The sequence below is a fragment of the Bacteroides caecigallinarum genome (assembly GCF_021530995.1).
Lineage (GTDB): Bacteria > Bacteroidota > Bacteroidia > Bacteroidales > Bacteroidaceae > Phocaeicola > Phocaeicola faecigallinarum.
The window spans coordinates 1-12,967 of sequence record NZ_JADYTF010000037.1; the positions used below are offsets into that span (position 1 = coordinate 1).

Here is a 12,967-nt window from a genome sequence, read left to right on the forward strand (position 1 = left end):
AAAAATAACAAGAGGAAATCAAGCCTTAAGGGTAAAAGAAAAATGGCGGGATGGAGCGATGAGTTTCTTGCTGAACTTTTAGATGCACCATGGCAAAATGAAGATATTAAGTAATGCGTCAGCCCTGGGAAATTCAAGAAATAGAATCATCGTAATCATCCAGACGATCATTCCACAAATACTTTCTTGTTTCTTTGACTATCACTCCCGACAACAACAAGAGTGAAATAAGATTAGGTACTGCCATCAGTGCATTTACAATATCGGCAAAGCTCCATACAAGAGAAAGATTAATGACAGAACCTACATAAATCATGATTATCCATACTATCCTGTAGGCAAGCATTACTTTTCGTCCTCCAAGATATTCAACTGCTTTCTGAGAGTAATAAGTCCATCCAAGAATTGTACTGAAAGCAAATGTCACTATACCGAACGAAAGAATAGGTGTTCCAACGTATGGAATCTTGGCAAAAGCCATCTTTGTTAAAGCCGCATCACTTGTATGATCTATATCCGGATAGGCAAGTATACTGCTTACAAGAACCAAACCCGTAAGAGCACAAATCACCACTGTATCCCAGAAAGTTCCAGTAGAAGAAACAAGAGCCTGTCTTACCGGATTGCGCGTCTGTGCAGCTGCAGCCACAATAGGCGCCGAACCCAGTCCGGACTCATTGGAAAAAAGACCACGGGCAATACCATATCGGGCAGCCATCATAACGGTAGTACCAACAAAACCACTACCTGCAGCTCTTGCCGAAAATGCCGATTCGAATATAAGATTAAGAGCCTGACCTAAATAAGCATGATTGACAAAAAGAATATAAATACATCCCAACACATACATTATGGCCATAAAAGGAACAAGAGCTGTACAAACTTTTGCAATACCCTTTACACCAAAAATCACCACAAGAGCTGTCAGGACACTCATACACAGACCACTGATATGTGGAGAAATACTATAAGACTCATTTAGCAGAAGTGATATTGAATTAGCCTGAACAGTGTTACCTATACCGAAAGCCGCTAAAGCCGTAAAGACACAAAACAATATACCCAGCCATTTCATACCAAGTCCTTTTTCGAGCGCATACATAGGCCCTCCTATCATTTCGCCGGAAGAATTTTTCACCCTGTACTTCACTGCCAGAAGACCTTCGGCATATTTTGTTGACATACCAAGCACACCGGTAAGCCAGCACCAGAAAACAGCTCCCGGACCTCCCAATGCGACAGCCGTTGCCACTCCAATGATATTTCCCGTACCAATGGTTGCAGCCAACGATGTGGCCAACGCCCCGAACTGACTGACATCACCATCAGCATTCCCTTCTTTCGAGAAGGACAGTTTCAAAGCCTTGAACAAATACAACTGAGGGAATCTTAACCTTATAGTCAGAAACAAGTGTGTACCCAAAAGCATTATTATCATTGGCCATCCCCAAACCAACGAACTGAAATCATTGAAAAACTTTACTAGTGCCGATAAATCCATTTGCTATTATTTTTGGTGCAAAAATAGCAAATAAATAGAAAAACCAACAAAATACAAAAATAAAAACAGCAAAACAGAGTTTTTAAATAACACATAAGCTATATTAAACAATAGGACACACCTTTTTCACCTGCTCTTCAAACTCTTCTCTGTTTCTGGCCTTGTTCTTCACCATGGTGCGATAATTATAAATGGTTTGAGGTGAATAGAACAACAAAGTGGCAATCCTTGAACTATCCTTTATACCAAGTCTGACAAGAGCGTAAATCCTTAGTTCCGTATTCAATATCTCTCCTTTTGCGGGAACAATCTCTTCTCCCTCTCTCAGAAGCTTATTAAATTCGGAAACGAAATTAGGATAAAGTGTAAGAAACGCAGTATCGAAATTGACAAAGAATTGTCGCGCATCACTATCCGACATTTTACTGCTATTGGCAATCTTGAGCAAATCATCAACCTGTTTCGCCTTTACCTTTCTCTTCACCAAGTCCTGGTATTTGTTCAATTTGTCAATATATGCTGCGCACAGTTCTATAAAGAGGCTTACATATTCCTCACGTGTACGGTTTGTTTTCAACAATTCAGAGTTAAGCTCTTTAAGCTGCATATTCATATCTGTCACAATGGATCTTTGAGCCCTCAACAATTTCAGCTGTCTGAAGATATACAACATGGCAAGCACAAGCAGAATACCCAAGAAACTTATGAAATAAATAGACCTGACCAGTATCCTGTTCTTCTCAATCCACTTATTCTGATATGTGTTCACTATAGGTGGAAACTTCTTTGCTATCTCAAGCATCCTCAACCTATTGTTATAGAACACGGCATCTTCCATGGAATAATTGATATATCTGTTCGCTCTAGCCAAATCCGGATCAGGACTCTGATACAGAAACATAGCAAGCTCCTGCATTGAAAGATTCTCCTTTAGCGGGCATGTTATATCCGAAATGGCAGACATTATAAGACATCTTTCATAATCCTTCATGTTACCCTGTCTCTTATAAGCAAATGCCAGGCCACATGTAACACACGCATAAAGCCTTGTATCGACTCTTAAACCATCCAAAGCCTTTTCATAGAACTTTTGTGCCTCATACTGATTTCCCTTTCTGGCGTTCAACTCGCCACTCCAATACATAAACTCTTTTGACGTAGGCTCAAGAACCTGTAACATTGAGTCATTGTAAAGCATTTCCTTGTTTCTGAAATCAGTTGCAAATGCATCGTCGGCCGAATATTCACTCCATACACTATACACCCATTCGTATGCCGAATAATAATCAAACATAAGAGAGGTATCAAGCCGGTCCCTGTCTATCTCATTCAACACATCAAGCGACTGAGAAAAATATCCGGTAGTAGCAAGAAGCAATGAACGGTTTATCTTACACATATCTATATATTTTTCCACCGACGATCTTACCGCCATCTCTTCGGCAAGCGACAGATAATAGAATGCTGAATCCGACCTGTAAGTATAATATTCGAGAAAGACATCATTATAAAGCCCGAACAGTCCGGAGTAACCATTCACTCCATCTTTCAAGTTTTTTATACTGTCAATACAAGCCTCCTTTGCACGGCAGAACTCATCCCTTCTAAGAAGCAAGGCATCAAGCTCGTCATAAAGTTTTCCGGTATCATCCGCAGCAAATACAGACGATACACCAACCATAAGCAAAAACAACAAAGCAAATTTATTCATAACTACTATATATCGATGAGCTGAATACAAAAATAAATAAAGTTTCCAATAAATCAAAATCTACTTTAAGCCATATATCATATATATCTAAAATATTAATTATCTGATAATTATATATACGTAGTAACTACCTGCAATCTACCTGACATCTACTTGAACAAGGAACATGAAAAAAACATAAATACATTTGCGACATGAGAAAAATACAAGCTACTGCTGTGAATTTTAACACTACATTATATCTAATCCTTAAACAAATTATCATGAAAAAGAAAATCTTTTCCTATTTGGCACTTGCATCAATATTGCCAACAATGACAATGCAAGCAAATGAATCGGATTTCAGAATTTCTGAACAGGATTCACTATCTACAAAAAAAGCTGATGGCAGCGAAAGAAACGTAATGCTCAATGCAGCCGATGCTACCAAACCTCGTGAAATACAGATAGGACTTCCAAGTGAAGATGTAAATGTATATGAAAACGGACTGCCTGCAGTATATTCGTCGGCAGTACACAAACTTCAGTACCACTGGCGAAGCGATGCCAGCCTTGGCGAAGTGGGATTGATGACTCCATCGGAATCAGCTATCAAGACAGGAAATATTGCTTACTCAGTAAACTCATTCAGCAAAATAGGTGATAAGAAGTTCAAAGGTATAGTGAACTACCGTTCCAATCATTTCGGACTACAGCAGTTCGACATGAACGTTACAGGCGGTATAGGAGACAAATGGAGATACTCAGGTACAATGTATCAGACATTCGACCCGGGAACATTCAAGGTTAAGTTCGACGAATATGCCGACCGCACACAGATCTACCGTGCAGGTCTGACCAGACTGTTCAACGACAACAAAGGCAAGATCAGCCTTCTCTACAAATATGCATACAGCAGAAACTCACTGAACCAGCTCAACTCAGCGCCATTCATTTATGTGGGTGACGGTTCTATAAAAGAGTTACCGGGTTTTGAACCGGGACTGGCATCATACGGTCCTGCCAGCGGAGAATTCGAATATATGGACATCATGGACGGAAAAATGAAGACATGTAACCTAAGAGACATGGCAGACAACCGTTCGCACGAAGTTACATTACTTACAGACTATACTTTCGACAACGGTCTGAAATGGAATCTCGACTTCAAATACATGAATGCACCTGAAGCAAACTATGTAGACTTCGGTGGCAGTACAATAAGTGAAGTAACCGAAGAAGACGGCTACACACTGTCAGACGGCACTCCATACAGCGGACTTATAGAAGGACGCCGCACATGGCTTCATATAGGTAAAGTAAGAAATATACTCCTTACTACAGAACTTGAAAAGACATTCGGAAACCACAGAATGAATCTCGGTCTGAACGAATGGTACTATCATCTAGACTATCACTCATCATCAATGCAGTGGACTGCTACAGTCCAGGAATATCCTGAAATACTTACCGCAGCCGACGGCAGCCGTTTCCGCGGATTCAACGAACTTAGCCCTGAATATACAAAAGGATATGAAAACAAACTGGCTTTGTATTTCACAGACGACTGGCAGATCAATCCTAAACTAAACCTGTTCTACGGTGGACGTCTGGAATACTACAGAATGTCGGCCGACCAGATTTCACACCCACGTTATTCAGGCTTCTATATCGGCGATACAGCTCCTGACGGAACAGTAATCACTCCTGCAAACGTAACTAAAGACAAACTGAACTATGCAGCTACAGCAAGAGTGACATACAACATGATCAAAGGATTCGGACTTACAGCCGACGGTACAATAGCTACACGATTCCCAAGAATAAACGAATATGCAGGAACAGGTCCAACAGAAGAACAATATAACAGAGTAACCATACCACTGGTGCGTGGAGGATTGTTCTACAAGAACAGCTGGCTTGACCTTACTTCGATGGTTACATATATAGCTAAATCGAACAACATCGACCAGCAGAATCTGACCAAACCGGGAACAAGCGAAGGAAAGACTGTACTCCTTATATATGATATACAGACACTGGGATGGACAACATCGGCAGAAATAGATCCATTCAAAGGTTTCCACCTGCACGCACTGTTCACTTATCAGAAGCCTGTATACAAGAACTATAATGCAAGCGTAACATTCAGCGATGGCTCACAGATGGGAGTAAATGCCAACAACATGATTGTAAAGGAAATCCCTCAGGTACTTGTCGAATTGGACCCAAGCTATAACATAACAAAAGACTTGCGTTTGTGGTTAAGTTTCCGTTACTTTGGAAAAACATACGCCAACCTTCAGGAAGCTCTTTACTTCAACGGACGCTGGGAAACATTCGGAGGTATCAACTGGACTGTAAACAAGAACTTTGACCTCGGAGTGACTGTAGTAAACTTCCTGAACCAGAAAGGAGCCAAAGGAACAATCAACGGTTCGGAGCTTATCACCAAAGACGAAGCTTCAAAATATGCAGGATGCTACATGAGTGGTACTTATCTCCGTCCGTTCACAGTAGAATTCAGCGCAAGTATAAAATTTTAAAATCATAAACCCACAATATTATAACCATGAAAAAGTTAATTATCGCAAGTGCACTGGTATGTGCAGCATTTCAGGCAAATGCGGAAAACAAAGTATTCCGTATATCAACAAACCAGACAGACCTTATCCTCCAGGTAGGAGACAACGGACGTCTGTATCAGACATATCTTGGTGAGAAACTTCTTCACGAAGAAGACGTAAACAACTTCCAGTGGGATATACATGCCGGTTCAGACGGCAGCGTAAGCCAGCGCGGATGGGAAGTGTACAGCGGCTCGGGCAACGAAGAGTATTATGAACCGGCAATAGCAATCACCCACAACGACGGTAAGACATCTACATATTTATATTATGTATCTTCGTCTACTAAAGAAGTGGAAGGCGGAACACAGACCACTATCAATCTGCGCGACGACAAATATCCTGTAGATGTAACTCTCCACTATGTGGCATATCCTGAAGAAAACGTAATCAAGACATGGAGTGAAATCAAGCATCAGGAAAAGAAACCTATCATTCTTTCTACATATGCTTCGACAATGCTCTATTTCAACCGCACATCATACTATCTGACTGAATTCAGCAGCGACTGGGCAAAAGAAGCACAGATGAGCAGCCAGCAGCTTCAGTTCGGAAAGAAAGTAATCGATACAAAACTGGGAAGCCGTGCAGCTATGCACACACACCCATTCTTTGAAGTAGGATTAGACCAGCCAGTAGCAGAAAACCAGGGTGATGTACTGATGGGAACACTGGGATGGACAGGTAACTTCCGTTTCACTTTCGAAGTTGATAACGTAGGCAACCTTCGCGTCATTCCTGCCATCAACCCATACGCTTCAAACTACGAACTTCCTAAGAACGAAGTGTTCACTACTCCTGAATTCATCTTTACTCTGAGTAGCAATGGTACTTCCGAAGGTAGTCGCAACCTCCACAACTGGGCTAGAAACTACAGTCTGAAAGACGGTAAAGGCAGTAGACTTACATTGCTCAACAACTGGGAAAATACAGGTTTCAACTTCAATCAGGAAATCCTTGCAGAACTGATGAAAGAAGCAAAACACCTTGGTGTGGATATGTTCCTTCTGGACGACGGATGGTTTGCAAACAAATATCCTCGTAAAGATGACAAAGCAGGACTTGGCGACTGGGAAGTGACTCACAGCAAATTACCTGGTGGTGTTCCAGCACTTGTAGATGCGGCAAAAGAAGCCGGAGTGAAATTCGGTATCTGGATTGAACCTGAAATGGTAAACCCTAAGAGCGAACTCTTCGAGAAACATCCTGAATGGGCCATCCACGATGAAAACAGAAAGATGTACTACTACCGTAACCAGCTTGTTCTCGACCTGAGCAACCCTGAAGTACAGGACTACGTATACAGTGTAGTGGAAAACCTGATGAAGGAAAATCCTGAAATAGCATTCTTCAAATGGGACTGCAACAGCCCTATCACAAACATCTACTCTCCATATCTGAAAAACAAACAGGGCAACATGTATATCGACCATGTACGCGGTGTATATAACGTTATGAAGAGAGTGAACGAAAACTATCCTAACGTTCCTATGATGCTTTGCTCAGGTGGTGGCGCACGTTGCGACTACGAAGCACTGAAATATTTCACTGAATTCTGGTGCAGCGACAACACAGACCCTATAGAACGTATCTACATTCAGTGGGGATTCTCACAGTTCTTCCCTGCAAAAGCCATGTGTGCACACGTTACAAGCTGGAACAAGAACACTTCAGTGAAATTCCGTACAGACGTAGCTTCAATGTGCAAGCTCGGTTTCGACATAGGTCTTAAGGAAATGAGTGCTGAAGAACTGGAATACTGCCAGACTGCCGTTAGCAACTGGAAGAGACTGAATCCAGCAATCATGGACGGCGACCAGTACCGTCTGGTTTCACCATACAAATCAAACCACATGGCTGTGAACTATGTTAGCAAAGACCAGAACAAGGCAGTATTGTTCGCATACGATATCCACCCACGCTATCAGGAAAAACTGATGAATGTGAAACTTCAGGGACTTGACGCAAACAAGATGTATAAAGTGAAAGAAATCAACCTTATGCCTGGAACAGAATCAACATTCAAGTCAAACGGCAAGGTTTATTCAGGTGATTATCTGATGAAAGTAGGACTCGAAGTCTTCGGCTTCGCTCATACTCAGAGCCACGTAATTGAGATTACAGCAGAATAACACAAAAACTAAATACTAGACTAAATTTCTCATTAGTTAAAATAGGCTGCCTCAAATATTTGAGACAGCCTATACTTATTTATAAGAACTTTTAAGTTCAGCTTTATACTACATTAATAATCGGTTTCATTTGCCAAATTCCATACATTAAGAAACGAGGCTTTGGTAATATCCACAACCTTTTCCCAATTCAGACGGTCTGCATGATCCGAAGGTTGATGATAGTCAGGATGTCCGTCCGTATGATACCAGATGATAGGAATATCATGTACTGCAAAAGACGCATTATCACTGCCACCTACCGGACGATCCCATGGACGATAATCAGGCTCCAAACGGAGACCATAGCGAGTTATATCATCTTTAAGCCACTGACCAAAAGCCGGATGTGAAGCAGTATAAAAGTAAACCACATGATTAGGATAATCAGGTTTGTTGTTACGTCCAATCATATCAAAATTCAAATATCCTTTGATTTTTCCGATAAAATCGCAACTTTGGGCAAAATAACGTGAACCCAGCAATCCTTTCTCTTCACCATCCCAAAAGGCAATTATAACATTTCGCATAGGTTTCTTACCACTAGCCTTAAAGGCACGTGCTATCTGAAGGACAGCTGATACTCCTGAAGCATTATCATCTGCTCCATTATAAATTTGGTCATTGGCAAGAGTCTCATCAACTCCCAAATGGTCGAAATGTGCACCAACGATAACATATTCATCCGTTCTCTCTCCAGGAATGATACCTAATACATTAGCCATATTAAGTACACGATACGTTCCCTTCTTAAAAACATTTATAGAATCAGGATGTACTTGCCAACGTGCCCCTTTCTGTTGTCTTTCTTTCGCATAAGCCTCAAAAGGTTGAAAATAACTATCACCATAAAGAGGACTGATACCAGCCTCCTTAAGACTGGCAGCCAGATAGTGTGCCGCAATACGTGAATATATCGTTCCGGCTTCACGACCTTGCAATTCATCATCTGCCAGAAAACCTATTATAGTCTCAGCAGAAACACGGTTAATACTATTCAGACCTTTTTCAATAGCAGTCTGTGCACAAACGAAAGACGTTCCATTCTGAAAAACGCCACACATCATGAGGATGGAAATTATTATTTTTTTCATAGTTAAAGGAAAAATACTGATTACATTCCAAAGATAAATAACATACTTCATATAAAGTGTATAATCCTCGAGAAAAATAAAAATTTAATCCATCTTCATCATAAAGCCTTTACTGTCTTTCTTAATTTTATATCTTTACTTGAAGCACCTATCATAAACTCAAACTCACCGGGTTCGACTGTCCATCGCATATTACGGTCAAGTAACTGTAAATCCTCAGGAGTAAGTTCAAACGTAACCTGTTTTGTTTCGCCAGGATTTAAAGAAACACGTTCGAAACCACGCAAAACAGAATCGTATGCAACGACACTACTATACTTGTCGCGCACATAAAGCTGAACGATTTCATCTCCCTGACGTTTCCCAGTATTGGTGATATTAAAAGTTATGGTATAATTTCCCTGAGTAGCCTGCTCAAGTGGAGTTACCGTCATATCGGAATACTTGAAACTTGTATAGCTGAGTCCATGACCAAATGGATAAAGCTCACCCAGTACACGCGTAGAGCCAGAACCATTAGGACCTGATTGTGGCTGAGTTCCGTGTGAACCTGGTTTGAAAGGAAAATTCAATTCTATCTGACCTATAGACTTAGGGAAAGTAACAGTCAGTTTTCCACCTGGATTATGATTTCCAAACAGTGTTTCCGCAATTACAGTTCCCCCCTGACAACTTGGAAACCATGTTTCAAGAATCGAAGGTATATGTTTATCAGCCCAGTTGATAGTAAGTGGCTGTCCGTTTATTAATACCAATACTACAGGCTTTCCTGTTGCATGCAAGGCCACGAGCAATTCCTGTTGACGACCAGGAAGATCCAGTGAAGTACGCGAACGGCTCTCACCTGTTCTCCATTCATCCTGTCCCAGCACTGCAATAATTACATCTGAATCTTTTGCTTTATCAATAGCTTCCTGAATACCAGCCTTTTCTGAATCAGTAAGAGCTTCTGGCAATATCTCAGTAGAAGGCCATCCTTTATTTATAACATCACATCCTTTGGCATAATCCACTTCCGCAATACCTTTTAGGTAGTTACGCAAACCTTTCAGTACTGTAACTTTCTCCAGTCTGTTAGGACCATAACGGCTTTCCATAAAATTACTTTCATCGGCAAGTGGACCTGTTACAAGCACTTTCTTTATCTTGTTCTTGTCAAGAGGTAAAAGATTTCCGTCATTTTTAAGAAGAACCAAAGACTGTTGCTGTATCTGTTTTACGAAATCTATATTACGGTCTACCCCTCCTACTTTATCTGATTCCTTAATTTTCTCAACATAAGGATGGTCAAAAAGTCCGAGACGGAATTTAACACTCAGCACTTCAGCCACACGCTTGTCTATAGTAGCCATAGATATTTTCTTTTCTTCAATAAGACGGCGTATAGGCTTAATAAAATCAGAAGGCGGAGTGAAATGGGTTCTGACGTTTAATCCGGCTTCAAGAACCTGACGTACAGCCTCATCGTATGTTTCTGCCACACGATGTTTCGTATGAACATACTCTACAGCCTCGCTGTCGCTCACTACATATCCGTCGAAACCATATTCTTCCCTCAATAGTTCAGTAAGGAAATAATAGCTTGCAGTTACAGGCACACCGTCCCAATCATTATAACTGCTCATTACTCCCATAGGATGTGCTTCCTTGATTACTTTCTTGAAAGGATATAAATGTATCTGATGCATCTCTCTAGGAGAAACATGCGGGTCTGTTCTGCAATTACCGTCTCTTCCACCTTTTGGAACACTATATACAGCAAAGTGTTTAAGTGTAGAACCAACTCCTTGCGACTGTATTCCATCAACCATCTGTATTCCCAATGATGCAACAAGATAAGGATCTTCGCCGTAACATTCCAGAGTTCGTCCCCATCTTTGGTCACGAACCACATCCAGAATAGGAGCATAAACATTAGTATATCCCAAAGCCTTAGCCTCCTGTCCCACTATCTCTCCAGCTCTATATATAAGTTCCTTATTCCATGTACTTCCTATTGCTATAGGAGCAGGCAAAGGAGTAGCTTTGGTATGATTAAGACCGTGGATACCTTCATTACTGAAATCAACCGGAATACCAAGTCTTGTTTCTTCTACAAACCATTTTTGGATTTTATTGATAGCTTCAGCATGATTACTGAATGGATATAACATCTGTTCTACCAACTTCGACTTTCCTCCAACGCCATTCAGCATCTCGTCTATATTGGCTATACCATCCTTCCATATTTCATTTTTCCAGTTTTCTGTAGGAAGAGAGTCTTTAAGTACTCTTCCATAGCCATATAGTGTTGCCAAATGACATGTCTTTTCATTGATGTTCATCTGTTGCAACAGGTTTTCAACCCTTTTTTCAACAGGCTGTGAAGGATCCTCATAAATATCCTTTATACCATTCTTGTTGAAATCTATCCAACCTTTGTGATAGATATTTTTGTTTTGTGCTTCTGCAGGAAAAGCCAACAGCAAGCCTCCTAATAATAGATTTACGAATTTGTTCATAGATGTTATAATTATTTCAGCTTCAATTCGACTATACAGTCAATTTCCAGCTCCAGATTGTCTGTATGCAGAACTATTCCTCCTTTTATTTTTTCATAAGAAACCTTGGTACCCGTATTCAGATTCACTGCACTCAATACTTTATCTTTCAAAGGCAAGGTAACAAACTGAGGCATATTATCTGTAAGTATATGTACATATAATGTATTTCCTTTTCTGGTTGTAGTACCCCAATCGGCTGTCATAACATCACCTCTTGTAGTGCCATAAACTGTTTCGCCATATTTGGAAAGCCATTCACCCATTCCTTTCAGACGCTCCAAAGCTACAGCAGGAATTTCACCATTAGGCTGAGGACCGACATTCATCAGAAGATTTGCTCCCTTACCTGCAGCACTGACAAGAAGTCTGACAAGTTCGGATACTGATTTATAATTCTGGTCCTGAATCTTATATCCCCACATTCCGTTCATAGTCTGGCAAGTTTCGAGAGGAAGATGTCCTATCTCTGATTCAGATGACAGACCTGCTTTGTTCTCACCTGGTAAATCACGTTCGAACATCTGGAAATCCTCACCTTCTATAGGTTTCTTGTGATGATTGTTTCCAATCAGACATGCCGGCTGGAGTTTATGTATCAGTGCATACTGCTCGTCAAGACGCCAGTCGAAATCATCCGGCTGATCCCACATTCCATCAAACCAAATTGCGCCTATAGGCCCATAATTGGTCAAAAGCTCTGTCAACTGGTTGTTCATGAAATTAAAATAATCATTCCAGTTTCCATGTTTTGTACGACCAGTATTTCTTCCAGTTCGTCCGTATGGGTAATAATCCTCGCGTGTCCAGTCAAGATGTGAATAATAAAGATGGAGTTTTATCCCTTGTTTCTTACATTCCTCTGCCAGTTCCTTAACAACATCACGTTTGAAAGGAGTAGCATCTACAATATTATAATCTGAATATTTTGTGTCGAACATGGAAAATCCGTCATGATGCCTGGTTGTAAAACAAATATATTTTGCACCGGCTTCCTTTATGGCAGAAACCCATTCCTTTGCATCAAAGCGTATAGGATAAAAACCTGAGGCTGCCTTGGCATATTCATTACAGTCGATACCTGCATTAGTCATATACCATTCACCCTGACCAAACATACTGTAAATACCCCAATGAATGAATACTCCAAATTTACTGTCGCTAAATTCTTTACGGGCCTGCAGATTACTCTCTGAAGGAACATAAGATGATTGTGAAAAAACCGGCATTGATACGGCAATGCTATTTAGGGCTATAAAAGCCAAAGTTTTAAGTTTTAATGATTTCATAATTATACGACTAAAAGGTTATTTGTCTTAATTTATTACTATCAGTTATTGTATC

At 40.6% G+C, this 12,967-nt stretch carries 7 protein-coding genes; 2 read left to right on the forward strand and 5 right to left on the reverse strand.

What is annotated here, in order from left to right:
- Window positions 1–133: 133 nt before the first annotated feature.
- Both I6E24_RS06905 and I6E24_RS06910 read right to left on the reverse strand, forming a co-directional pair.
- Window positions 134–1,501 carry an alanine/glycine:cation symporter family protein gene (locus tag I6E24_RS06905; protein ID WP_235327344.1) on the reverse strand — a complete coding sequence of 456 codons (1,368 nt, stop codon included), beginning with the start codon at window positions 1,499–1,501 and terminating at the stop codon, window positions 134–136.
- A gap of 103 nt (window positions 1,502–1,604) precedes the next feature.
- Window positions 1,605–3,212 (reverse strand): DUF6377 domain-containing protein, encoded by a 1,608-nt coding sequence (locus tag I6E24_RS06910; RefSeq protein WP_235327346.1) that lies wholly within the window; start codon window positions 3,210–3,212, stop codon window positions 1,605–1,607.
- Window positions 3,213–3,475: 263 nt separating this feature from the next.
- Here I6E24_RS06910 and I6E24_RS06915 point away from each other — a divergent pair, with 263 nt between their 5' ends.
- Together I6E24_RS06915 and I6E24_RS06920 are read left to right on the forward strand one after the other, a co-directional pair.
- Window positions 3,476–5,737, forward strand: a complete 2,262-nt coding sequence (locus I6E24_RS06915; RefSeq protein ID WP_235327348.1) for an outer membrane beta-barrel protein — start codon at window positions 3,476–3,478, stop codon at window positions 5,735–5,737.
- A gap of 26 nt (window positions 5,738–5,763) precedes the next feature.
- The gene (locus I6E24_RS06920; RefSeq protein ID WP_235327350.1) at window positions 5,764–7,950 is read left to right on the forward strand and encodes an alpha-galactosidase; all 2,187 of its coding nucleotides are present in this window, start codon (window positions 5,764–5,766) and stop codon (window positions 7,948–7,950) included.
- A gap of 113 nt (window positions 7,951–8,063) precedes the next feature.
- On the opposite strand, the gene I6E24_RS06925 is transcribed toward I6E24_RS06920, so the two are convergent.
- From I6E24_RS06925 to I6E24_RS06935, 3 genes are all read right to left on the reverse strand, one after another.
- Complete coding sequence (locus I6E24_RS06925; RefSeq protein WP_235327368.1) at window positions 8,064–9,056, reverse strand: M28 family metallopeptidase; 993 nt, start codon at window positions 9,054–9,056, stop codon at window positions 8,064–8,066.
- A 125-nt stretch (window positions 9,057–9,181) separates the two neighbouring features.
- Window positions 9,182–11,584, reverse strand: coding sequence for a glycoside hydrolase family 3 N-terminal domain-containing protein (locus tag I6E24_RS06930; protein ID WP_235327352.1), 2,403 nt, complete (start codon window positions 11,582–11,584; stop codon window positions 9,182–9,184).
- An 11-nt stretch (window positions 11,585–11,595) separates the two neighbouring features.
- A complete protein-coding gene (locus tag I6E24_RS06935; RefSeq protein ID WP_394800371.1) occupies window positions 11,596–12,912 on the reverse strand; it encodes an alpha-L-fucosidase in 1,317 nt (438 codons plus the stop codon).
- Window positions 12,913–12,967: the final 55 nt, after the last annotated feature.

Coding starts and splice junctions, on each gene's coding strand:
- I6E24_RS06905 (WP_235327344.1), bottom strand. CDS start 1,501: ATGGATTTATCGGCACTAGTAAAGTTTTTCAATGATTTCAGTTCGTTG.
- I6E24_RS06920 (WP_235327350.1), top strand. CDS start 5,764: ATGAAAAAGTTAATTATCGCAAGTGCACTGGTATGTGCAGCATTTCAG.
- I6E24_RS06915 (WP_235327348.1), top strand. CDS start 3,476: ATGAAAAAGAAAATCTTTTCCTATTTGGCACTTGCATCAATATTGCCA.
- I6E24_RS06910 (WP_235327346.1), bottom strand. CDS start 3,212: ATGAATAAATTTGCTTTGTTGTTTTTGCTTATGGTTGGTGTATCGTCT.
- I6E24_RS06930 (WP_235327352.1), bottom strand. CDS start 11,584: ATGAACAAATTCGTAAATCTATTATTAGGAGGCTTGCTGTTGGCTTTT.
- I6E24_RS06925 (WP_235327368.1), bottom strand. CDS start 9,056: ATGATGTGTGGCGTTTTTCAGAATGGAACGTCTTTCGTTTGTGCACAG.
- I6E24_RS06935 (WP_394800371.1), bottom strand. CDS start 12,912: ATGAAATCATTAAAACTTAAAACTTTGGCTTTTATAGCCCTAAATAGC.